Origin of the sequence: Pseudomonas sp. B21-036, assembly GCF_024748925.1 — a bacterium.
In the GTDB taxonomy this organism is placed as follows: Bacteria; Pseudomonadota; Gammaproteobacteria; order Pseudomonadales; family Pseudomonadaceae; genus Aquipseudomonas; species Aquipseudomonas palmensis.
In genome coordinates this window covers 596,254-618,237 of sequence record NZ_CP087178.1, presented here as the reverse complement: position 1 = coordinate 618,237, position 21,984 = coordinate 596,254, and the positions used below count along the sequence as shown (strand labels likewise).

Sequence of the window (21,984 nt, the reverse complement as noted above, 5' to 3'; positions counted from 1 at the left end):
AAGTGACTAACGGGTCAGGAAAGGAATTTAGCGCCACCCCAGTTAATTGATGCAGCACACTCGATTGCCGGAAAAGTGGTGCTAGCATAGAGCCATCACTCGAATTGCCTCACCCCTTACAAGTAGTCAGGACATGACCGAGCCAGAAGACCCGAATCGTGCGCGCCTCAAGCAACACTTTGCCCAGCGGGTCATTCACCAGGCCCGGCAAATTCTCGAGATCTGGCAGCGCCTGCAGCGCAGCGAGTGGACCAGCTGCGACCTGAGCGAGCTGGGCGAGGCCAACCTGCGCCTGCAGCGCTACGCCGAACGCTTCGAGCAGCCCGAGCACAGCCTGCTGGCCGATGCCATCGGCCAGACCCTGGCGGCGGTGGAGGCCAACAGCGCGCGCCTGAGCAGCAGCCTGATCAACGAACTCAACCGCCTGATGCAGCGCCTGTCGCGTACCGGCCTGCGCCAGGGCGACCAGCTCGAGCGCACCCCGCTGCCGCCGCTGCGCAAGCCCATCTACGTGATGCTGCAGGACCACGAGCGCGCCGAGCGCCTGGCCAAGCAGCTGGAGTTCTTCGGCCTGGGGGTCGAACCGCTGTACAGCCCCGAGGCGTTCCAGGCCTCGATGGCCGAGCGCCTGCCGGCGGCGATCGTCATGGATGTCGACTTCGGCGGCCAGGGCCAGGGCCTGCAGCTGGCTGCCCAGGCCCAGCAGGGCCTGGAGCAGCGCGTGCCGCTGCTGTTCTTCAGCCTGCACGAAACCGATACCCCCACCCGGCTTGCCGCGGTACGCGCCGGCGGCCAGGAATTTCTCACCGGTACCCTGGAGGCCTCCAGCCTGCTGGAAAAGGTCGAGCTGCTCACCAGCGTGACCCAGTACGAACCGTTCAAGGTGCTGGTGATCGACGACTCGCGGGCCCAGGCACTGCACACCGAGCGCCTGCTCAACAATGCCGGCATCGTCACCCGCACCCTCACCGATCCGATCCAGACCATGGCCGAGCTGGCCGACTTTCAGCCCGACCTGATCATCCTCGACATGTACATGCCCGCCTGCACCGGCACCGAGCTGGCCAAGGTGATCCGCCACAACGACCGCTATGTGAGCGTGCCGATCATCTACCTGTCGGCCGAGGACGACCTGGACAAGCAGCTCGATGCCATGAGCGAGGGTGGCGACGACTTCCTCACCAAGCCGATCCGTTCGCGCCACCTGATCACCACCGTGCGCAACCGTGCGGCCAGGGCGCGCAACCTCAAGGCGCGCATGGTGCGCGACAGCCTCACCGGGCTGTACAACCACACGCACATCCTGCAACTGCTCGAAGACTGCAGCTTCCGGGCGCGGCGCGAAGACCGCCCGCTGAGCTTTGCCATGCTCGACATCGACCACTTCAAGAAGGTCAACGACAGCCACGGCCACCCCATGGGCGACCGGGTGATCAAGAGCCTGGCGCTGTTTCTCAAGCAGCGCCTGCGCAAGACCGACTTCATCGGCCGTTATGGCGGCGAAGAGTTCGCCATCGTGATGCCCAACACTGACCTGCACGCGGCGCACAAGGTGCTGGACGAGATTCGCCGGCGCTTTGCCGAGATCCACTACCCGGCGCAGCCGCGTGACCTGTCGTGCACCTTCAGTGCCGGGGTGGTGCAACTGAGCGACGGGCTGGATGCGCTGAGCATGGCCACCGCAGCGGACGAGGCGCTGTACCTGGCCAAGGGTGCGGGGCGCAACTGCGTACAGCGGGTCGAGGCCTGAGCCTTTTCGCCAGCAACCCGGCCCCTGTAGGAGCCGGCGTTGCCGGCGACAGGGCCACCATATAGCCACTTTATTTCGCAACACCCCTGCCATCGTCATAACCACGTCATAAAAACGCAATAACTTCAGGCACTTGCCATCCCGCCGTTGGTAGAGCCCGCTCATGCGCCTGAAGTTGCTGACCAATCTGAACACCCTGCTGCTGGTAACCGTGTGCCTGGCCCTGGGGGCGACCCTGTGGTGGTCGCAACGCGCCCTGGAACAGCCCTACCTGTTGATGGAGCGTTACCTGGCGCTGTCCCAGCAGTTCCAGAACCAGGTGGCCCGCAACACCCAGGACTACCTGAACAGTGGCGATGCCCTGCGCCACGCCACCGCGCTGCAGAGCACCCAGGACCTGCAACAGGAACTGGCCCAGCTGCCCGATGAGCTGGCCGCGCAACTGCGCCCCAGCCTCGACACCCTGCAGGCATTTACCGCCAATGAGCTGCTGGCCGCCGGCAAGCTCGCTGGCGACCCCCAGGCCCTGTTGCTGCAGGCCGAACGCGAACTGGGCGCCAACCTCGAACAGCTCGCCCGCTACGCCCACGACAGCGGCCACCCCGAGGCGGCGCATTACCAATCGGCACTGCTGGAAGCCAGCCTGCACCTGGGCCGCCTGTCGCTGGCGCGTGACAAGCTGGTGAGCAGCGGGCGCAGCGAGCTGGCCGACGAGGTGGAGCGCGAACTGCAACTGATCATCACCCAGGCCAAAGCCCTCGACGCCCTGCCATTGCTGGGCGTGACCGCGGCGGTGGAATCCGGCGCCGACGACTTCGCCGCGATGATGGGCCTGCAGAGCGAGGCCACCACCAGCGCCGAAGACGTCGGCGTGGCCCTCAAGCGCGAGCTGGGCAGTTTGCTGGCGCGCTACCCGGCAGAACTGCAGCGCACCCGCGCGCAGATCGAGCGCCGTACCGAACTGGCCACCACCACCCAGGCGCGCATGGCCGCCGTGCAGCAGGCCATCGCCGACCTGGAACCGGGGGTGCGCGCGCAGCATGGGCAGATCCAGGGCGAAGTGCGGGTGATCCAGGGCCTGATGATCGGGTTGATCCTGCTGATCGCCCTGCTCATCGACACCTTGCAGCGGCGCCTGGCGCGGGTGCTGGGCAACCTGGCGCCGGCGCTCTCGCAGTGGGCCGGCGGCGACTTCAGCCAGGCCATTGCGCTGGGGCGCAGCAACCGCGAAATGCACGACATCCAGGATTCGCTCAACCGCCTGCGTGCCTACCTGGTGGACCTGGTGGGCACCATCCGCAGCAACGCCGAGCAGGTGGCCGGCAGCAGCCACGCCCTGGCCGGCATGAGCAGCGCGCTGCACGACGGCGCCGAGCGCCAGGCCGGCGACACCGCGCAGATCCGCGACGCGCTGGGCGAACTGGAGGCCACCATCACCCAGGTGGCCGGCGATGCCAGCCAGGCCGCCGACGCCAGCCGCCACGCGGGGCTGGCGGTGGAACAGGGCCAGGCGGTGATCGGCCAGAGCCTGAGCGGGCTGCGCCTGCTGGTGGACGAGGTGCAGGGCAATGCACAGATGATCGAGGGCCTGGCCCAGGAGTCGGCGACCATTGGCGGCGTGCTCACGGTGATCCGCTCGATTGCCGAACAGACCAACCTGCTGGCCCTGAATGCGGCCATCGAGGCGGCAAGGGCCGGAGAGATGGGCCGCGGCTTTGCCGTGGTGGCCGAGGAGGTGCGTTCGCTGGCCCAGCGCACCACCGGAGCCACCGGCGAGATCCAGACCCTGATCGCGCGCCTGCAGCAGGCGGCACGCGAATCGGTGGAAGGCATGCGCGCGCAGCTGGAGCACGCCGAGGCCACTGCCCAGCAGGCGCAGTCTGCCGATGGAGCGCTGGACGAGATTGTCGCGGCGATCCAGACCATTGCGCAGACCGCCGTACGCATCGCTGACGTGACCGCGCAGCAGAGCGGTGCGGTGAGCGAGATTCGCGACCATAGCGAACGGATCCACGAACTGGGCGCGGACAACCTGGAGCGCATTGGCGAGGGGCGCGAGCAGGGTGAGCATCTGCTGCGCCTGGGCGGGGAGCTGAACACCGCCGTGCAGGCGTTCCGGGTCTGATCCAGGGGACTCTCGCGGGTCAAGCCCGCTCCCACAGGTATGCATCCTGATTGAGCCAGATGCATTGTCTGTGGGAGCGGGCTTGACCCGCGATGGGTTCAACTCGATTGCTCCTGCTCAAACTCCGTTATCATTGCCCCCACGTTCCCCCCAGCGAGACCGCTCATGCGTCGCCTGCTTTGCCTCCTGCTTCTGGTCCTGGCCCTGCCCGCCATGGGCGCCGGGCTGCTCGACAACCGCCCCAGCGCCACCCTCGGCGCACCGGGCCTGAACAACAGCGCCGACTTCCTGCCCGTGCGCGAAGCCTTCAAGCTCAACCTGATCCAGGGCGACGCCCAGGCCATCAAGCTGCGCTTCGTCACCACCGAGGGCTACTACCTCTATCGTCACCGCTTCCAGTTCCGTACCGAACCTGCCGACATCGCCCTGGGCACCGCGCAGCTACCTGCCGGCGAGGCCAAGCACGACGAGTACTTCGGCGACGTCGAGGTGTACCACGGCATCCTCGACATCGACCTGCCACGCACTGCCGACCAGCGCCCCTTCACCCTGGTGGTGAGCTATCAGGGCTGCGCCGACAAGGGCCTGTGCTACCCGCCGGAAACCGAGCGCCTGAGCATCGACGGCGTCGGCGCCCCGTCCACCGCCGCCGCGCCGGCCAGCAGCAATGCCTGGAGCTGGAAGGAAATGCTGCTGTTCTTTCTTGCCGGCGTCGGCCTGACTTTCACCCCTTGCGTGCTGCCGATGCTGCCGATCCTTTCCGGGGTGGTGCTGCGTGGCCAGGTCGGCGGCGGTCGCGGCCTGGCCCTGTCGCTGGCCTACGTGCTGCCGATGGCCGCCTGCTTCGCCCTGCTCGGCGCGCTGATGGGCCTGTTCGGTGCCCAGCTCAATTTGCAGGCACGCCTGCAATCGGCCTGGGTGCTGGTGCCCTTCGCGGCATTCTTCGTGGTATTCGCCCTGGCCATGTTCGGCCTGTTCGAATTGAAGCTGCCGCAGTTCATCAGCAGCCGCCTGGACCGCGTGGCCGGGCAGACCAAGGGCGGCTCGCTGCTGGGCGCCGCCGTACTCGGGGTGGTTTCCAGCCTGCTGGTCTCGCCCTGCGTGTCGGCGCCACTGGCCGGTGCGCTGCTTTATATAAGCGCCAGCGGCGATGCGATCGGCGGGGCGCTGAAACTCTTCGCGCTGGGCCTGGGCATGGGCGCGCCGCTGCTGCTGGTGGCCACCGGCGGTGCGGCCTGGCTGCCCAAAAGCGGGCCGTGGCTGGTCACGGTGAAGAACGCCATCGGCGTGCTGCTGCTGGGCCTGGCCATCGGCCTGCTCAGCCGCGTGCTGCCCGGCCCGCTCACCCTGCTGCTGATCGGTCTGCTGGCAGCCGGCGTGGCGCTGTTCCTCGGCGCCCTGGAATTCGGCGTGAAGACCACCGGCCAGCGCCTGGCGCAGCTGCTCGGCCTGTTGCTGCTGGCCTACGCGCTGGCCTGCTGGTACGGCGCCTTCAGTGGCCAGGCCGACCCGCTGCGGCCACTCCCCGCCCCCGCCAGCACCCCCTCGGCCGCACCGGTCAGCGCCTGGCAGACGGTGAACACCCCCGCCGCCCTGGATGGCCTGCTGGCCGAAGCCAGGGCGGCCGGGCAACCGCTGCTGCTGGACTGGTACGCCGACTGGTGCATCAGTTGCAAGGTGATCGAGCATGACGTGCTCGGCAATCCGGCCGTGCAGGCGCAACTGCAGGGCTACCGCCTGGTACGGTTCGACATCACCCAAAGCAACGCCGAGCAACGCGCGCTGCTGGACCGCTACCAGCTGTTCGGCCCGCCGGGCTTCCTGGTGTTTGCCGCGAACGGCAGCGAAAAAACCGACAGCAGGGTGATAGGCGAGGTAAAAGCCGGCGAATTTGCCGAACACCTGGCGCGCATTCGCAGCGAAGTGGGTCTATAACTGCTGGGGCCGCTTGAAAAGCGCCACGGATGACCGAAATTGGCAAGATAGTCATAAATTTCGCGCGAATCTCGGTCATCGTGCTGGCTATTGCAGGTAACTGGACAGTGCTCGGCAGTTTGCGGCATAGTCGCCGCGCTACGTTTTTGCCCGACAATAAAAGGAACCGCAGATGGCAACGCTACTGGTGCTGCATGGCCCCAACCTGAACCTGCTAGGCACCCGCGAACCGGGCGTCTACGGGGCCGTGACCCTGGCCCAGATCAACCAGGACCTGGAGCAGCGTGCACGCGCCGCCGGCCACCATCTGCAATACCTGCAAAGCAATGCCGAGTACGAACTGATCGATCGCATCCACGCCGCACGCAACGAAGGGGTGGACTTCATCCTGATCAATCCGGCGGCTTTCACGCACACAAGCGTCGCATTACGTGACGCATTGCTGGCGGTGAGCATCCCATTCATCGAAGTGCATCTGTCCAACGTGCACAAGCGCGAGCCGTTTCGCCACCACTCCTACTTTTCAGACGTCGCCGTAGGGGTGATCTGCGGCCTGGGCGCCACCGGCTATCGCCTGGCCCTGGAGTCCGCCCTGGAACACCTGGCAGCGCACGCCAAACCCTGAATAACCGAAGCCTGGCCGCAGGCCGGGCCGTGTACGAACGTTAACATTCACGTTTATACGACCCTGACCGACCCTTGGGAGTTGATGATTAATGGATATCCGTAAAGTCAAGAAACTGATCGAACTGCTGGAAGAGTCTGGCATCGACGAGCTGGAGATCAAGGAAGGCGAAGAGTCCGTCCGTATCAGCCGCCACAGCAAGACCCCGGCCCAGCAGTACTACGCGCCAGCCCCGATGGCTGCCGCACCGGCCGCCGCCCCTGTGGCCGCCGCTGCCCCGGCTGCCGCCGAAGCGCCAGCCGCGCCGAAGCTCAACGGCACCGTGGCCCGCTCGCCAATGGTCGGTACCTTCTACCGCAAAGCCTCGCCTACCTCGCCTGCCTTCGTCGAAGTCGGCCAGACCGTGAAGAAAGGCGACACCCTGTGCATCGTCGAAGCCATGAAAATGATGAACCACATCGAAGCTGAAACCAGCGGTGTGATCGAATCCATTCTGGTAGAAGACGGCCAGCCGGTTGAGTACGACCAGCCGCTGTTCACCATCGTTTGAACCGCGGAGAACCAACGATGCCAGCCAAGTTGGAAAAAGTCCTGATCGCCAACCGCGGGGAAATTGCCCTGCGGATCCTGCGCGCCTGCAAAGAGATGGGCATCAAGACCGTCGCCGTGCACTCCACCGCCGACCGCGAGCTGATGCACCTGGGCCTGGCCGACGAATCGGTATGCATTGGCCCGGCTTCGGCCACCCACTCCTACCTGCACATCCCGGCGATCATCGCAGCCGCTGAAGTGACCGGCGCCACCGCCATTCACCCAGGCTACGGTTTCCTCGCGGAAAACGCCGATTTCGCCGAGCAGGTCGAGAACTCCGGCTTCGCCTTCATCGGTCCCAAGGCCGACACCATCCGCCTGATGGGCGACAAGGTGTCGGCCAAGGACGCGATGATCAAGGCCGGCGTACCGACCGTTCCGGGTTCCGACGGCCCGCTGCCGGAAGACGAGGAAGAAGCCCTGCGCATCGGCCGTGAAGTCGGCTACCCGGTGATCATCAAGGCCGCCGGTGGCGGTGGTGGTCGCGGCATGCGCGTGGTGCACAAGGAAGAGGACCTGATCGCCTCGGCCAAGCTGACCCGCAGCGAAGCCGGCGCCGCCTTCGGCAACCCGATGGTGTACCTGGAGAAGTTCCTGACCAACCCGCGTCACGTGGAAGTCCAGGTACTGTCCGACGGCCAGGGCAACGCCGTGCACCTGGGTGACCGCGACTGCTCGCTGCAGCGCCGCCACCAGAAGGTGCTGGAAGAAGCGCCAGCCCCGGGTATCGACGAAAAGGCCCGCCAGGAAGTCTTCGCCCGCTGCGTCAAGGCGTGCATCGACATCGGCTACCGTGGTGCCGGCACCTTCGAGTTCCTCTACGAGAACGGCGCGTTCTACTTCATCGAAATGAACACCCGTGTTCAGGTGGAGCACCCGGTTTCGGAGATGGTCACCGGTATCGACATCGTCAAGGAGATGCTCAGCATCGCCGCTGGCAACAAGCTGTCGTTCACCCAGGATGACGTGGTGATTCGCGGTCACTCGCTGGAGTGCCGGATCAACGCCGAAGACCCGAAGAAGTTCATTCCGAGCCCGGGTACCGTCAAGCATTTCCACGCACCGGGCGGCAACGGCGTTCGCGTCGACTCGCACCTGTACAGTGGCTATGCGGTACCGCCGAACTACGACTCGCTGATCGGCAAGCTGATCACCTACGGCAAGGACCGTGACGAAGCCATGGCGCGCATGCGCAATGCGCTGGACGAGATCGTCGTCGACGGCATCAAGACCAACATCCCGCTGCACCGCGAGCTGGTGCGCGATGAAGGTTTCTGCAAAGGTGGCGTGAACATTCACTACCTGGAACACAAGCTCGCCAACGACGAGTGATGCAGGTGTGATGTGAAAAAGACCCCGGCCTGGTGCCGGGGTCTTTTTTTTGTGTTGCCTTCTTCGCCGGCAAGGCCGGCTCCTACAGGGGAACGTCGAATCTGTAGGAGCCGGCCTTGCCGGCGAAGGCGCGCCGCCTAATGCTGCCCCATGCGCGGCATCTCGATGCCATGCGCATGCACCCGCCGGTACAAGGTGGCCCGCGAAATACCCAGCGCCTTGGCCGCCTCCCCCGGTTTCCAGCGATGGCGTACCAGCGCCTCCAGCAGCACCTGGCGCTGCGGGCTCATGCTGGCCTGCACCTGGCCCTGCACCTGCGCCCCGCGCACATCCGCCGGCAGGTCCTGCAACTGCAGCGTGCCACCGGCGCACACCGCGCAGGCGTAACGCAGCACCTGGCGCAACTGGCGCAGGTTACCCGGCCAGCGATACCCCAGCAGGCACTCCAGCGCTGCCTCGCTCAAGCCCACGTCCACCCCGCAACCGGCCGCCTCCTCGGCCAGCAAGCGGTTGATCAAGGCCAGCCGGTCACTGCGCTCGCGCAGCGGCGGCAGCTCGAAGCGCGCATTGGCCAGGCGAAAGTACAGGTCTTCGCGAAAGCGCCCGTCGGCCACCCGCGCCGCCAGGTCGCGGTGCGTGGCGCAGATCACCTGGATATCCACACGCTCGCGCCTGGCCGCACCCAGCGGCGCCACCTCGCCTTCGGCCAGCACCCGCAGCAGGCGGGTCTGCAAGGCCAGCGGCATGTCGCCGATCTCGTCGAGAAACAGCGTGCCGCCATCGGCCTGCTGCAGCAGCCCGCGCATGCCCTTGCTGGAGGCCCCGGTAAACGCCCCGGCCACATAGCCGAACAGCTCGCTCTCGATCAGGCTCTCGGGAATCGCCGCGCAGTTGAGCGCCACGAACGGCTTGCCGGCCCGCGCGCTGCGTTCATGCAGCTGGCGCGCGAACACCTCCTTGCCCGCACCGGTCTCGCCCACCACCAGCACCGCCAGGTTGCAGTTCTTGACCCGCACCGCCAGGCGCAGGCTTTCCTCCACCCGTGCATCCACCCCGCCCGGCACCGGCACCACCCGCGCCGGACGCTGTGGCGAGCTGACCCGCACATGCAGCGCATCGCCATCGGCGCTCCAGCTCAGGCGCTGGGCCGACTCGTCGGTCACCGCGCGCAACTGGTCCAGGTCGAACAGCTGGCCGATATGCGCCGGCAGCTCGCCGTAGCGCGAGAGCAATGCCGAGCGCGCCAGGCTGTTGAGCGCCTGCAGGCGTCCGTCGGCATCCCAGGCCAGCAGAAAGTCCGGCTGGCTGTCCACATACCCCGGCGCGCTGTGCGCCCGCAGCACCCAATGCGCCTGGGCGTTGTGCATGAAAAACGCGTTCTCGATCTCCCGCGCGGTCTGCACCACCAGTTGGCGGATCAGGTGCTGGCTGCGCCGGTCGTCCGGCGACTGCAGTGCCGACACGTCGACCACCCCCAGCAGCTTGCCCTGCGGGTCGAACACCGGCGCCGCCGAGCAGGTCAGGCCGATGAACGCGGCGCGAAAGTGATCGCGCTTGTGCACCGTGACCGGCACCTGGCTGGTCAGTACCGCCGCCACTCCGCAGGTGCCCTCCTCGCCTTCCGACCAGCAGGTGCCCAGGTACAGGCCGGCCTTGCGGCAGTCGTTGCGCAGCGCGGCGTCGACGCGGTAGTCGATGGTGCGACCCTGCGCGTCGGTCAGCAGCACGCAGTAGTCGGCCCCGCGCACCCGCTCGTGCAGGCGCGCCACCGCATCGCTGGCAATGCGCATGAACAGCTCGGCGCGTTCGCGGCATTCGTTGAGCAGGGTTTGCGACAGGATGCGCGGCCCTTGCTGCGAGGAAGGGTCGAGGCGGTGCTGCTCCATCGAGCGGCGCCAGGAATCGAGGATCAACGGCGGTACCGGCGCCTGGGGCTGGCGGTCGGCATTCTTGAGCACACGGCTGACACAGTCGACGTGGGCTCTGGAGTTCGCGGCAAGCATGGGGCCTCCGGTTCTCGTGTTCTTGTCGTTATGCGGCCCATTAAGCGCCGTTTGCCAGGCCCCGACAAGCACCGCCTGGGCAAGCGGCGCCGTGAGACGCAGCGTCTCGGTGTCTCGCCGCTGCGCTGCCCGCACTGCAACGCAGCGTCTTGCCGACACCCCGCGAGTACGCCCCTGCAATGCTGCACAAAGGCTCTGGGTCAAGCCTTTCACCCAACCTGGCACCACCCTTGCTCCAGCCCTGGTACACAAGAACCAGAGGTGCGCCATGAGCCATCCCGCCCCCACCGTGGGCATCATCGTCAACCCGGCCTCGGGCCGCGACCTGCGCAGGCTTACCGCCAGCGCCGGCCTGTACTCCAGCACCGACAAGGCCTCGGCCGTGCAACGCCTGCTGGCCGCCTTCGCCGCCACCGGCATCCGGCGCGTGCTGCTGCCGCCGGACATGACCGGCATCGCCGCCGCCGTGCTCAAGGCCAGCAACGGCCCGCAGGCCGCCGGCCAGCGCTGGCCGCAACTGGACATCCTCGACATGCCGCTGCGCCAGACCGTGGAGGACACCCGCCTGGCCGCGCGCCAGATGCTCGCCCGCGGGGTCGCACTGATCGCCGTGCTCGGCGGCGACGGCACCCATAAGGCGGTGGCCGCCGAGGTCGGCGACATTCCGCTGCTGACCCTTTCCACCGGTACCAACAACGCCTTCCCCGAATTGCGCGAGGCCACCAGCGCCGGGCTGGCCGGCGGGCTGTTCGCCGCCGGGCGCATCCCGGCCCAGGTGGGCCTGCGCCGCAACAAGCGCCTGCTGGTGCGCGACCCGGCGCGGGAGCTGTGCGAATGGGCGCTGGTGGAAGTCGCGGTGTCGCCGCAGCGCTTCATCGGCGCCCGCGCCCTGAGCCGCGCCGAAGACCTTGCCGAAGTCTTCGCCACCTTCGCCGAACCCCATGCCATCGGCCTCTCGGCGCTGTGCGGGCTGTGGTGCCCGGTGTCGCGCCACGCCGCCGAAGGCGCCTGGGTACGTCTTAACGGCCAGGCCGAACAGGCGCTGCTGGCGCCGCTGGCCCCTGGCCTGGTGCAAGGCTGCGGCATCACCGCCGCCGGCCCGCTGGCACCGGGCGTCGCCTACTCCCTGAGCCTGTCCAGCGGCACCCTGGCGCTGGACGGCGAGCGCGAGATCGAGTTCAGCGAGCACGACCGCCCCACCGTCACCCTCGACGCCCACGGCCCCCTGAGCATCGACGTGGAGGCCGTACTGGCCTTCGCCGCCCGCCATCGCCTGCTGGCGGTAGGCCGCGAACACCCGCAACACCCTGCGCACCCTCAGTGCTGAGACAACCCTGGAGAACAACAAGATGTCCACTCACCTGAACACCGAGCAACTCCTGCATGCCTACCGGGTCATGCGCACCATCCGCGCCTTCGAAGAGCGCCTGCACATCGAGTTCGCCACCGGCGAGATCCCAGGCTTCGTGCACCTGTATGCCGGCGAAGAGGCGTCGGCCGCCGGGGTCATGGCGCACCTGCGCGACAGCGACTGCATCGCCTCCAACCACCGCGGCCATGGCCACTGCATCGCCAAGGGCGTGGACGTGCACGGCATGATGGCCGAGATCTACGGCAAGAAGACCGGCGTGTGCGGCGGCAAGGGCGGCTCGATGCATATCGCCGACCTGGAAAAGGGCATGCTCGGCGCCAACGGCATCGTCGGCGCCGGCGCGCCCCTGGTGGCCGGCGCTGCCCTGGCGGCCAAGCTCAAGGGCACCGATGACGTGGCCGTGGTGTTCTTCGGCGACGGCGGCTCCAACGAGGGTGCGGTGTTCGAGGCCATGAACCTGGCCGCCATCATGAACCTGCCGTGCATCTTCGTGGCCGAGAACAACGGCTACGCCGAGGCCACCGCCTCCAACTGGTCGGTGGCGTGCGACCACATCGCCGACCGCGCCGCCGGCTTCGGCATGCCCGGTGTGACCATCGACGGCTACGACTTCTTTGCCGTGCACGAGGCGGCCGGCGCCGCCATCGAGCGTGCCCGCAGTGGCCAGGGCCCGTCGCTGGTGGAGGTCAAGCTGACCCGCTACTACGGCCACTTCGAAGGCGACGCGCAAACCTACCGCGCCCCGGACGAGGTGAAGAACCTGCGCGAAACCCGCGACTGCCTGATGCAGTTCCGCCAGCGCACCACCCGCGCCGGGCTGCTCGGCGACGCCCAGCTGGACCTGGTGGATGCCCAGGTCGAGGACCTGATCGAAGACGCCGTGCGCCGCGCCAAGTCCGACCCCAAGCCCCAGCCTGCCGACCTGCTCAGCGACGTGTACGTCGCCTACCCCTGAGCACGCTGCCCTTACAACAAGAACAATCGGAGAATCATCATGGCGAGAAAAATCAGCTACCAGCAGGCCATCAACGAAGCCCTGGCCCAGGAAATGCGCCGCGACCCCACGGTGTTCATCATTGGCGAGGACGTCGCCGGCGGTGCCGGTGCACCGGGCGAGAATGACGCCTGGGGCGGTGTGCTCGGCGTCACCAAGGGCCTTTACGGGCAGTTCCCCGGCCGCGTACTGGACGCGCCGCTATCGGAAATCGGCTATGTGGGCGCAGCGGTCGGCGCCGCCACCCAGGGCCTGCGCCCGGTGTGCGAACTGATGTTCGTCGACTTTGCCGGCTGCTGCCTGGACCAGATCCTCAACCAGGCAGCCAAGTTTCGCTACATGTACGGCGGCAAGGCGGTCACCCCGCTGGTGATGCGCACCATGGTCGGCGCCGGCCTGCGCGCCGCCGCCCAGCACTCGCAGATGCTCACCTCGCTGTGGACCCACATCCCGGGCCTGAAGGTGGTGTGCCCGTCGTCGCCGTATGACGCCAAGGGCCTGCTGATCCAGGCGATCCGCGACAACGACCCGGTGATCTTCTGCGAGCACAAGCTGCTCTACAGCCTGCAGGGCGAAGTGCCGGAAGAGGTCTACACCGTGCCGTTCGGCGAGGCCAACTTCTTGCGTGACGGCGACGACATCACCCTGGTGACCTACGGGCGCATGGTCCACCTGGCCATGGAGGCGGCGGCCAACCTGGCGCGCCAGGGCATCGACTGCGAGGTGCTCGACCTGCGCACCACCAGCCCGATGGATGAAGACAGCATTCTCGAAAGCGTGGAAAAGACCGGCCGCCTGGTGGTGATCGACGAAGCCAACCCGCGCTGCTCGATGGCCACCGACATCAGTGCGCTGGTGGCGCAGAAAGCCTTCGGCGCACTCAAGGGCCCGATCGAGATGGTCACTGCGCCACACACCCCGGTGCCGTTCTCCGACGCGCTGGAAGACCTCTACATCCCCACCGCCGCCAAGATCGAGGCTGCCGTGCACACAGTGATGAAAGGGAGGAACGCGGCATGAGCCAGATCCATACCCTGACCATGCCCAAGTGGGGCCTGTCGATGACCGAGGGGCGCATCGACACCTGGCTCAAGCAGGAAGGCGAGCACATCAGCAAGGGCGACGAGGTGCTGGACGTGGAGACCGACAAGATCTCCAGCAGCGTCGAGGCCCCGTTCAGCGGCGTGCTGCGCCGTCAGATCGCCAGGCCCGACGAGACCCTGGCAGTGGGGGCGCTGCTGGCCGTGGTGGTCGAGGGCGAGGCCAGCGACGCGCAGATCGATGCGGTGGTGCAGCGCTTTCAGGCCGATTTCGTGCCTGGTGACGGCGCCGAGCAGGACAGCGGCCCGGCGCCGCAGAAAGTCGAGCTGGACGGGCACCGGGTGCGCTACTTCGACCTCGGCGAAGGCGGTACGCCGCTGGTGTTGATCCACGGCTTCTGCGGCGACCTTAACAACTGGATGTTCAACCACCCGGCGCTGGCCGCCGAGCGCCGGGTGATCGCCCTCGACCTGCCCGGGCATGGCGAGTCGGGCAAGCACCTGCAACGCGGCGACCTGGATGAGCTGAGCCAGAGCGTGCTGGCCCTGCTCGATCACCTGGACCTGGGGCGCGTGCACCTGGCCGGGCACTCCATGGGTGGTGCGGTGGCCTTGAACCTGGCGCGGCTGGCACCTGCGCGGGTGCAGTCGCTGAGCCTGATCGCCAGCGCCGGGCTGGGGCGCGAGATCAATGGCGGCTACCTGCAGGGCATCGTTGCGGCGGCCAACCGCAACGCCCTGAAGCCGCAGATGACGCAGCTGTTCTCCGACCCCGGGCTGGTGACCCGGCAGATGCTCGAGGACATGCTCAGGTTCAAGCGCCTGGAGGGGGTGGACGAGGCCCTGCGACAACTGGCCGACGCACTGGCCAGCGACGGCGTGCAACGTCACGATCTGCGCCCGGTGGTGGCGCAGCAGCCGACGCTGGTGCTGTGGGGCAGCGATGACGCGATCATCCCGGCCACCCATGTGGACGGCCTGCCAGCCGAGGTGGCGATACTGCCGGGCCAGGGGCACATGGTGCAGCTGGAAGCGGCCGAGCAGGTCAATGCGCGACTGCTGGCGTTTTTGCGCGGGCACTGACCAGCGCTTCACCGGCTCCTGCAGGGTCATGCGAAACCTGTAGGAGCCGGCGTTGCCGGCGAAGGGCGCGCAGCGCCCCCGATACAAACCCCTCGCACTCAAGTAAACTGGCGCGCTTCGCGCAGCCCCCAGCGGCTGCCCTCCACGAATTACCCAAAGGTGCCCGCCATGCCCTGGCTGCAAGTACGTCTGGCCATCAGCCCGGAACAAGCCGAAACCTACGAAGATGCCCTGCTCGAAGTCGGCGCCGTCTCCGTCACCTTCATGGACGCCGAAGACCAGCCGATCTTCGAACCGGACCTCAACACCACCCCGCTGTGGTCGCACACCCACCTGCTGGCCCTGTTCGAAGCCGACGCCGAACCCGAGGCAGTGTTTGCCCACCTGCAACTGCTGACCGGGGCCGCCCTGCCCGAGCACCAGGCCGAAGTGATCGAAGACCAGGACTGGGAACGCAGCTGGATGGACAACTTCCAGCCCATGCGCTTCGGCCAGCGCCTGTGGATCGTGCCCAGCTGGCACGCCGCCCCCGAGCCGGACGCCGTCAACCTGCTGCTCGACCCGGGCCTGGCGTTCGGCACCGGCACCCACCCGACCACCGCCCTGTGCCTGGAATGGCTCGACGGCCAGGACCTGAACGGCACTGAAGTACTCGACTTCGGCTGCGGCTCGGGCATCCTCGCCATCGCCGCGCTGCTGCTGGGCGCACGCAAGGCGGTGGGCACCGACATCGACGTGCAGGCCATCGAGGCCTCGCGCGACAATGCCGGGCGCAACGGCATCGCCGACGCGCTGTTCGACCTGTACCTGCCCCAGGACATGCCGGCCATGCAGGCCGACGTGCTGGTAGCCAACATCCTCGCCGGCCCGCTGGTCTCGCTGGCCCCGCAGCTGTCCGGCCTGGTACGCCCCGGCGGCCTGCTGGCGCTGTCGGGCATCCTCGCCGAACAGGGCGATGAAGTGGCCGCCGCCTACGCCAAGGACTTCGACCTGGACCCGATCGCCGTGCGCGATGGCTGGGTACGCATCAGTGGTCGCCGGCGCTAACTGCGCCTAGACTACAACTCTGCACAACCCGGACCGCCGCATGACCGACAGTTTCGTCACCCAGTGCCCGCATTGCCAGACCAGCTTTCGCGTCAGCCACACTCAATTGAGTGTGGCCCGCGGGGTAGTGCGCTGCGGCAATTGCCTGCAGGTATTCAACGCCGCCAAGCAGCTGCTGGAGCAGAGTGCAGCGCAACAGGCGCTGCAGGTGGCCCCCGCGCTGCCGCCGGCAATGCCGTTGCCTGCGCCGGTGGCCGAACCCGAACATGCACCGCAGCCAGCGCCGCCGGCCCCCGCGCCGATCAGCCAGCGCGAATGGACGGCCAGCGCGCTGGACGTCGACCTCGACCAACTGGACCTCGACCAGGAACTCGCCCGCCTGGAGCAACGCGAAATCCAGCCGATCAGCGAGTTCAAGCGCAGCCAGGCCGAAGACTTCGACCTGGCGCCACGCCGCGAGGACAGCCTCAGCGCCCAGCGCGACGGCCCGGACGACACCTCGTACACCGACAGCCTGTTCAGCAGCCCGGCCGACGAACGCGAAGCCCAGGCAACGCCGCAGCCACCGCTGGTCGACGAACCCGTCCCGGCTGCCGTGGCGCTGCCGGGCGAGCGCACCGAACCCTCGCTGTCGCTGGACCTGGACGGCCTGGATGACGAGCCCCCGCTGCGCGAACAGCCCCTCCACGACCCCGACGTGGTGGCCGAGCACCTGTCGGCACGCGACCCGGGCGATGAGCCCGACGCGCCGGACCCGGCGTTCGACGACGCCCCGAATACCCGCCACGAACCCGACCTTGGCCCGATGGCTGCACGCTCGCCACGCAAGCCGGCGCTGGTCGACATCGTCGACGACCCGCTGCAGCTCGATTGGCAGAAGCCGCGCAGCCACTGGGGCCGGCGCCTGCTGTGGGCGCTGCTGACTCTGCTGGCAGGCGCGGCACTGGCTGGCCAGTACATCGCCTATCACTTCGACGAACTGGCCCGCCAGGACCAGTACCGCCCCTGGTTCCAGCAGCTGTGCCCGCAACTGGGCTGCGAAGTGCCTTCCAAGGTCGACATCGCCCGCATCAAGAGCAGCAACCTGGTGGTCCGCAGCCACCCGGACTTTGCCGGCGCGTTGATCGTGGACGCGATCATCTACAATCGTGCGCCCTTCTCGCAGCCATTCCCGCTGCTGGAGCTGCGGTTTGCCGACCTCAACGGCCAACTGATCGCCAGCCGTCGCTTCAAGCCCGGCGAGTACCTGAGCGGCGAGCTGGCCGGCAAGGCCGAAATGCCCAGCCAGACCCCGATCCACATCGCCCTGGACATCCTCGATCCGGGCCCGAAGGCGGTCAACTACAGCCTGAGCTTCCGCTCGCCGGAGTAAACCCAGCGACCAGCGGCAAGCTTCAGGCGGCAAGAGAAAAGCGCGGTATCACGCCACTCCTGCTTTTGGCTGGGGCTTGAAGCTTGTCGCTTGCCGCTCAAACTGTTCATATTTTATCCAGATCGACCTTTATCCGGTCACCGAGAGCGGGTATCATGCCCACCCTTTTTCGAACTCTAAGATCGGCCCCCACAACAGGGAACTCCTATGTCGGCGGTACGCATCGGCCCATACACACTGCAGAACGCCCTGATCCTTGCCCCGATGGCCGGGGTCACGGACCAGCCTTTTCGTCAGCTGTGCCGACGAATGGGCGCAGGCCTGGTGGTGTCCGAAATGGTCAGCAGCGACATGAGCCTGTGGAACAGCCGCAAGTCGCGCCTGCGCATGATTCACGATGGCGATCCCGAGCCCCGCTCGGTGCAGATCGCCGGCGGTGACGCGCAGATGCTCGCGGCCGCAGCCCGGGCCAATGTCGAGGCCGGCGCGCAGATCATCGATATCAACATGGGCTGCCCGGCAAAAAAAGTCTGCAACAAAGCTGCAGGCTCTGCTTTATTGAAGGATGAAGTGCTGGTCAACGAGATCCTCCAGGCGGTGGTCGCCGCCGTGGACGTACCCGTTACCCTCAAGATCCGCACCGGCTGGGACCGGGACAACAAGAATGGCCTGACCGTGGCGAAGATCGCCGAGCAGGCAGGCATTCAGGCACTGGCCGTACATGGCCGCACCCGTGCCGACCTGTACACCGGCGACGCCGAGTACGACACCATCGCCGCCATCAAGCAGGCGGTGTCGATACCGGTATTTGCCAATGGCGACATCACGTCGCCGCAAAAGGCCCGACAGGTGCTCGACGCCACCGGCGCCGACGGCCTGCTGATCGGCCGCGCCGCCCAGGGGCGGCCGTGGATCTTTCGCGAGGTCGAGCACTACCTGCGCACCGGCGAGCTGTTGCCGGCACCGCAGTTGGCTGAAGTGGAACGAATTCTGCTGGAGCACCTGGCCGCGCTGCACGCCTTCTATGGCGATGTGATGGGTGTGCGTATCGCCCGCAAGCATGTGGGCTGGTACCTGGCAACGTTACCGGGCGCCAGGGAGTTTCGCGCCCGCTTCAATGGTTTGGAAGAAACACACGCGCAGTGCGCCGACGTTCGCGAGTTTTTCCGCGAACGTGAACAGAGCCTTGAGACAGAGGACGGACAAGGGGTGGCCGCATGACGATGATGACCGAGACTTTAGTGAGTGGAACAACGCCCGTGAGCGACAACGTCAACCTGAAACAGCACCTGAACACCCCGAGCGAAGAGGGCCAGACCCTTCGCGGGAGCGTGGAGAAGGCGCTGCACAACTACTTTGCGCACCTCGAGGGCGCTGCTGTCACGGACGTGTACAACCTGGTGCTCTCTGAAGTCGAGGCACCCTTGCTCGAAAGCGTGATGAACTACGTCAAGGGCAACCAGACCAAGGCCAGCGAGCTGCTGGGGCTCAACCGGGGCACCTTGCGCAAGAAGCTCAAGCAGTACGATCTGCTGTAACAACGAATCCACACCAGAAAAGGCGGCTCCCATTCGATGAGGTCGCCTTTTTTGCTGACTCCACCGCGTTATGGAATCTGAAATGACCGACCAGACTACCCGCCTGCCGATCCGCCGCGCCTTGATCAGCGTTTCCGACAAGACCGGAATCCTCGAATTCGCCCGTGAGCTGCAACAGCTCGGCGTCGAGATCCTGTCCACCGGTGGCACCTTCAAGTTGCTCCAGGACAATGGCGTCGCCGCGGTGGAAGTTGCCGACTACACCGGCTTTGCCGAAATGATGGACGGCCGGGTCAAGACCCTGCACCCCAAGATCCACGGTGGCATCCTCGGCCGTCGCGGTACCGATGACGCCATCATGGCCGAGCACGGGATCAAGCCGATCGACCTGGTCGCCGTCAACCTGTACCCCTTCGAAGCCACCATCTCCAAGCCGGGCTGCGACCTGCCGACCGCCATCGAGAACATCGACATCGGCGGCCCGACCATGGTTCGCTCGGCGGCCAAGAACCACAAGGACGTGGCCATCGTGGTCAACGCCAGCGACTACGGCCAGGTACTCGAGAGCCTCAAGGCCGGTGGCCTGACCTACGCCCAGCGCTTCGACCTGATGCTCAAGGCGTTCGAGCACACCGCCGCCTACGACGGCATGATCGCCAACTACATGGGCACCGTGAACCAGGCGGCCGACACCCTGAGCACCGAAGACCGCAGCCAGTTCCCGCGCACCTTCAACAGCCAGTTCGTCAAGGCCCAGGAAATGCGCTACGGCGAGAACCCGCACCAGAGCGCGGCGTTCTACGTCGAGGCCAAGCCGAGCGAGGCCGGCATCGCCACCGCCACCCAGCTGCAGGGCAAGGAGCTGTCGTACAACAACGTGGCCGACACCGACGCCGCGCTGGAATGCGTCAAGAGCTTCGTCAAGCCGGCCTGCGTGATCGTCAAGCACGCCAACCCGTGCGGCGTGGCCGTCAGCCCGGACGCCGAGGGCGGCATCCGCCAGGCCTACGAGCTGGCCTACGCCACCGATACCGAATCAGCCTTCGGCGGCATCATCGCGTTCAACCGCGAGCTGGATGCCGAAACCGCCAAGGCCATCGTCGAGCGTCAGTTCGTCGAAGTGATCATCGCCCCGAGCGTGAGCGAAGAAGCCCGCGCCGTGGTGGCCGCCAAGGCCAACGTGCGCCTGCTGGCGTGCGGCCAGTGGTCGGCCGAGCGTGCCGCTGCCTGGGACTACAAGCGCGTCACCGGCGGCCTGCTGGTACAGAGCCGCGACATCGGCATGATCACCGAGGGCGACCTGAAGGTGGTGACCAAGCGTGCGCCGACCGAGCAGGAAATCCACGACCTGATCTTCGCCTGGAAAGTGGCCAAGTACGTCAAGTCCAACGCCATCGTCTACGCCAAGAACCGCCAGACCATCGGTGTCGGCGCCGGCCAGATGAGCCGCGTGAACTCGGCGCGCATCGCCGCGATCAAGGCCGAGCATGCCGGCCTGCAGGTACAGGGTGCGGTCATGGCCTCGGATGCGTTCTTCCCGTTCCGCGACGGTATCGACAACGCGGCCAAGGTGGGTATCACTGCGGTGATCCAGCCGGGCGGTTCGATGCGTGATGCCGAGGTGATTGCTGCGGCGGACGAAGCCGGCATCGCGATGGTGTTCACCGGCATGCGCCACTTCCGTCACTGATCCACTGCGTGTAGGAGCCGGCGTTGCCGGCGAATGGGCCCGCCCGGTCAACGCGGTGCGACCTTCGCCGGCAACGCCGGCTCCTACAGTTACTCTCCGAATTAGCGTCATCGAGGTTTTGACATGAACGTTTTGATCATCGGTAGCGGCGGCCGCGAACACGCCCTGGCCTGGAAAGTTGCCCAGGACCCTCGCGTCGAGACTGTCTTCGTCGCCCCCGGCAACGCCGGCACCGCCACCGAAGCCAAGTGCAAGAACGTCGACATCGACGTCACCGCCCTGGACCAACTGGCCGACTTCGCCGAGAAGAACGTCGCCCTGACCATCGTCGGCCCCGAGGGCCCGTTGGTGGCCGGCGTGGTCGACCTGTTCCGCAGCCGCGGCCTGGACTGCTTCGGCCCCACCAAGGGCGCGGCGCAGCTGGAAGGCTCCAAGGCCTTCACCAAGGACTTTCTGGCCCGTCACAAGATTCCGACCGCCGACTACCAGAACTTCACCGAAGTGGAGCCGGCCCTGGCCTACCTGCGCGAAAAAGGCGCACCGATCGTGATCAAGGCCGACGGCCTGGCCGCGGGCAAGGGCGTGATCGTCGCCATGACCCTGGCTGAAGCCGAGGACGCGGTACGCGACATGCTCGCCGGCAATGCCTTCGGCGACGCCGGTTCGCGCGTGGTCATCGAAGAGTTCCTCGACGGCGAGGAAGCCAGCTTCATCGTCATGGTCGACGGGCAGAACGTGCTGCCGATGGCCACCAGCCAGGACCACAAGCGCGTCGGCAACGCCGACACCGGCCCCAACACCGGCGGCATGGGCGCCTACTCGCCAGCCCCGGTGGTCACTGCCGAAGTCCACCAGCGCGTGATGGACCAGGTGATCTGGCCGACCGTCAACGGCATGGCTGCCGAAGGCAACGTGTACACCGGCTTCCTGTATGCCGGGCTGATGATCGACAAGGCCGGCAACCCCAAGGTCATCGAGTTCAACTGCCGCTTCGGCGACCCGGAAACCCAGCCGGTGATGCTGCGCCTGGAATCGAGCCTGGTGCTGCTGATCGAAGCGGCGTTCGCCAAGGCCCTGAACAAGGTCGAAGCGCAGTGGAACCCGCAGCCGAGCCTGGGCGTTGTACTGGCCGCCGGCGGCTACCCGGGCGACTACGCCAAGGGCGCACCGATCAGCGGCCTGGACGCCGCAGCCAGGCTCACCGGCAAGGTGTTCCATGCCGGTACCGCCCTCAAGGACGGCCAGGTGGTCACCAGCGGTGGTCGCGTACTGTGTGCCACTGCCCTGGGTGAGACCGTCGAAGCCGCGCAGCAGCAGGCCTACTGTCTGGCCGCCGAAATCGAGTGGGACGGCAGTTTCTACCGCACCGACATCGGCTACCGCGCCATCGCCCGTGAACGTGGCGAGCACCAGGAGTAAGCTGACACGGCAAGGCTCCAAAGGGGCCTTGCCTTCGGCTTGGCACGCCGCGCATAGTTGCAAACCGG

The 21,984-nt window shown here is 66.8% G+C and carries 17 protein-coding genes; 16 read left to right on the top strand and 1 reads right to left on the bottom strand.

What is annotated here, in order from left to right; translation table 11 throughout:
• Nucleotides 1-133: 133 nt before the first annotated feature.
• From LOY33_RS02795 to accC, 6 genes are all read left to right on the top strand, one after another.
• Nucleotides 134-1,750 carry a PleD family two-component system response regulator gene (locus LOY33_RS02795; protein WP_043860458.1) on the top strand — a complete coding sequence of 539 codons (1,617 nt, stop codon included), beginning with the start codon at nt 134-136 and terminating at the stop codon, nt 1,748-1,750.
• A gap of 163 nt (nt 1,751-1,913) precedes the next feature.
• Nucleotides 1,914-3,875, top strand: coding sequence for a methyl-accepting chemotaxis protein (locus tag LOY33_RS02790; RefSeq protein WP_054916139.1), 1,962 nt, complete (start codon nt 1,914-1,916; stop codon nt 3,873-3,875).
• Nucleotides 3,876-4,040: 165 nt separating this feature from the next.
• Nucleotides 4,041-5,810, top strand: a complete 1,770-nt coding sequence (locus LOY33_RS02785) for a protein-disulfide reductase DsbD (RefSeq protein WP_258661245.1) — start codon at nt 4,041-4,043, stop codon at nt 5,808-5,810.
• A 172-nt stretch (nt 5,811-5,982) separates the two neighbouring features.
• The gene (gene aroQ, locus LOY33_RS02780) at nt 5,983-6,435 is read left to right on the top strand and encodes a type II 3-dehydroquinate dehydratase (protein ID WP_043860461.1); all 453 of its coding nucleotides are present in this window, start codon (nt 5,983-5,985) and stop codon (nt 6,433-6,435) included.
• A gap of 91 nt (nt 6,436-6,526) precedes the next feature.
• The gene (gene accB / locus LOY33_RS02775; protein ID WP_043860462.1) at nt 6,527-6,985 is read left to right on the top strand and encodes an acetyl-CoA carboxylase biotin carboxyl carrier protein; all 459 of its coding nucleotides are present in this window, start codon (nt 6,527-6,529) and stop codon (nt 6,983-6,985) included.
• 17 nt (nt 6,986-7,002) lie between these two features.
• Nucleotides 7,003-8,358 (top strand): acetyl-CoA carboxylase biotin carboxylase subunit, encoded by a 1,356-nt coding sequence (gene accC, locus LOY33_RS02770; RefSeq protein ID WP_043860463.1) that lies wholly within the window; start codon nt 7,003-7,005, stop codon nt 8,356-8,358.
• 137 nt (nt 8,359-8,495) lie between these two features.
• Here accC and LOY33_RS02765 read toward each other — a convergent pair whose 3' ends face one another.
• On the bottom strand, nt 8,496-10,361 hold the full coding sequence (locus tag LOY33_RS02765; protein ID WP_100632887.1) for a sigma-54-dependent Fis family transcriptional regulator: 1,866 nt from the start codon (nt 10,359-10,361) through the stop codon (nt 8,496-8,498).
• A gap of 268 nt (nt 10,362-10,629) precedes the next feature.
• On the opposite strand from LOY33_RS02765, the gene LOY33_RS02760 reads away from it, so the two are divergent.
• From LOY33_RS02760 to purD, 10 genes are all read left to right on the top strand, one after another.
• Nucleotides 10,630-11,688, top strand: coding sequence for an ATP-NAD kinase family protein (locus LOY33_RS02760; protein WP_043860465.1), 1,059 nt, complete (start codon nt 10,630-10,632; stop codon nt 11,686-11,688).
• 22 nt (nt 11,689-11,710) lie between these two features.
• On the top strand, nt 11,711-12,688 hold the full coding sequence (locus LOY33_RS02755) for a thiamine pyrophosphate-dependent dehydrogenase E1 component subunit alpha (RefSeq protein ID WP_043860466.1): 978 nt from the start codon (nt 11,711-11,713) through the stop codon (nt 12,686-12,688).
• Between the two features lie 39 nt (nt 12,689-12,727).
• Nucleotides 12,728-13,747, top strand: a complete 1,020-nt coding sequence (locus LOY33_RS02750; RefSeq protein WP_088514167.1) for an alpha-ketoacid dehydrogenase subunit beta — start codon at nt 12,728-12,730, stop codon at nt 13,745-13,747.
• Complete coding sequence (locus tag LOY33_RS02745; RefSeq protein WP_054916142.1) at nt 13,744-14,850, top strand: acetoin dehydrogenase dihydrolipoyllysine-residue acetyltransferase subunit; 1,107 nt, start codon at nt 13,744-13,746, stop codon at nt 14,848-14,850. Before LOY33_RS02750 ends, LOY33_RS02745 begins: the two co-directional genes overlap by 4 nt.
• Before the next feature lie 168 nt (nt 14,851-15,018).
• Nucleotides 15,019-15,897 (top strand): 50S ribosomal protein L11 methyltransferase, encoded by an 879-nt coding sequence (gene prmA / locus LOY33_RS02740; protein ID WP_043860469.1) that lies wholly within the window; start codon nt 15,019-15,021, stop codon nt 15,895-15,897.
• Between the two features lie 40 nt (nt 15,898-15,937).
• Nucleotides 15,938-17,269 carry a DUF3426 domain-containing protein gene (locus tag LOY33_RS02735; RefSeq protein WP_258661217.1) on the top strand — a complete coding sequence of 444 codons (1,332 nt, stop codon included), beginning with the start codon at nt 15,938-15,940 and terminating at the stop codon, nt 17,267-17,269.
• A 207-nt stretch (nt 17,270-17,476) separates the two neighbouring features.
• Nucleotides 17,477-18,490, top strand: coding sequence for a tRNA dihydrouridine synthase DusB (dusB, locus tag LOY33_RS02730; protein WP_043860471.1), 1,014 nt, complete (start codon nt 17,477-17,479; stop codon nt 18,488-18,490).
• Complete coding sequence (gene fis, locus LOY33_RS02725; protein ID WP_003186237.1) at nt 18,487-18,807, top strand: DNA-binding transcriptional regulator Fis; 321 nt, start codon at nt 18,487-18,489, stop codon at nt 18,805-18,807. The genes dusB and fis overlap by 4 nt, the downstream gene beginning before the upstream one ends.
• A gap of 82 nt (nt 18,808-18,889) precedes the next feature.
• A complete protein-coding gene (gene purH / locus LOY33_RS02720; RefSeq protein ID WP_123753279.1) occupies nt 18,890-20,497 on the top strand; it encodes a bifunctional phosphoribosylaminoimidazolecarboxamide formyltransferase/IMP cyclohydrolase in 1,608 nt (535 codons plus the stop codon).
• Between the two features lie 123 nt (nt 20,498-20,620).
• Complete coding sequence (gene purD, locus LOY33_RS02715) at nt 20,621-21,916, top strand: phosphoribosylamine--glycine ligase (protein ID WP_258661213.1); 1,296 nt, start codon at nt 20,621-20,623, stop codon at nt 21,914-21,916.
• The last annotated feature ends 68 nt before the right edge of the window (nt 21,917-21,984 follow it).

What these genes read in the sequence shown, in the direction of transcription:
- LOY33_RS02760 (WP_043860465.1), top strand. Translation starts at nt 10,630, where the DNA reads ATGAGCCATCCCGCCCCCACCGTGGGCATCATCGTCAACCCGGCCTCG.
- aroQ (WP_043860461.1), top strand. Translation starts at nt 5,983, where the DNA reads ATGGCAACGCTACTGGTGCTGCATGGCCCCAACCTGAACCTGCTAGGC.
- fis (WP_003186237.1), top strand. Translation starts at nt 18,487, where the DNA reads ATGACGATGATGACCGAGACTTTAGTGAGTGGAACAACGCCCGTGAGC.
- LOY33_RS02735 (WP_258661217.1), top strand. Translation starts at nt 15,938, where the DNA reads ATGACCGACAGTTTCGTCACCCAGTGCCCGCATTGCCAGACCAGCTTT.
- dusB (WP_043860471.1), top strand. Translation starts at nt 17,477, where the DNA reads ATGTCGGCGGTACGCATCGGCCCATACACACTGCAGAACGCCCTGATC.
- LOY33_RS02790 (WP_054916139.1), top strand. Translation starts at nt 1,914, where the DNA reads ATGCGCCTGAAGTTGCTGACCAATCTGAACACCCTGCTGCTGGTAACC.
- LOY33_RS02785 (WP_258661245.1), top strand. Translation starts at nt 4,041, where the DNA reads ATGCGTCGCCTGCTTTGCCTCCTGCTTCTGGTCCTGGCCCTGCCCGCC.
- LOY33_RS02750 (WP_088514167.1), top strand. Translation starts at nt 12,728, where the DNA reads ATGGCGAGAAAAATCAGCTACCAGCAGGCCATCAACGAAGCCCTGGCC.
- prmA (WP_043860469.1), top strand. Translation starts at nt 15,019, where the DNA reads ATGCCCTGGCTGCAAGTACGTCTGGCCATCAGCCCGGAACAAGCCGAA.
- accB (WP_043860462.1), top strand. Translation starts at nt 6,527, where the DNA reads ATGGATATCCGTAAAGTCAAGAAACTGATCGAACTGCTGGAAGAGTCT.
- purH (WP_123753279.1), top strand. Translation starts at nt 18,890, where the DNA reads ATGACCGACCAGACTACCCGCCTGCCGATCCGCCGCGCCTTGATCAGC.
- LOY33_RS02745 (WP_054916142.1), top strand. Translation starts at nt 13,744, where the DNA reads ATGAGCCAGATCCATACCCTGACCATGCCCAAGTGGGGCCTGTCGATG.
- accC (WP_043860463.1), top strand. Translation starts at nt 7,003, where the DNA reads ATGCCAGCCAAGTTGGAAAAAGTCCTGATCGCCAACCGCGGGGAAATT.
- LOY33_RS02795 (WP_043860458.1), top strand. Translation starts at nt 134, where the DNA reads ATGACCGAGCCAGAAGACCCGAATCGTGCGCGCCTCAAGCAACACTTT.
- LOY33_RS02755 (WP_043860466.1), top strand. Translation starts at nt 11,711, where the DNA reads ATGTCCACTCACCTGAACACCGAGCAACTCCTGCATGCCTACCGGGTC.
- LOY33_RS02765 (WP_100632887.1), bottom strand. Translation starts at nt 10,361, where the DNA reads ATGCTTGCCGCGAACTCCAGAGCCCACGTCGACTGTGTCAGCCGTGTG.
- purD (WP_258661213.1), top strand. Translation starts at nt 20,621, where the DNA reads ATGAACGTTTTGATCATCGGTAGCGGCGGCCGCGAACACGCCCTGGCC.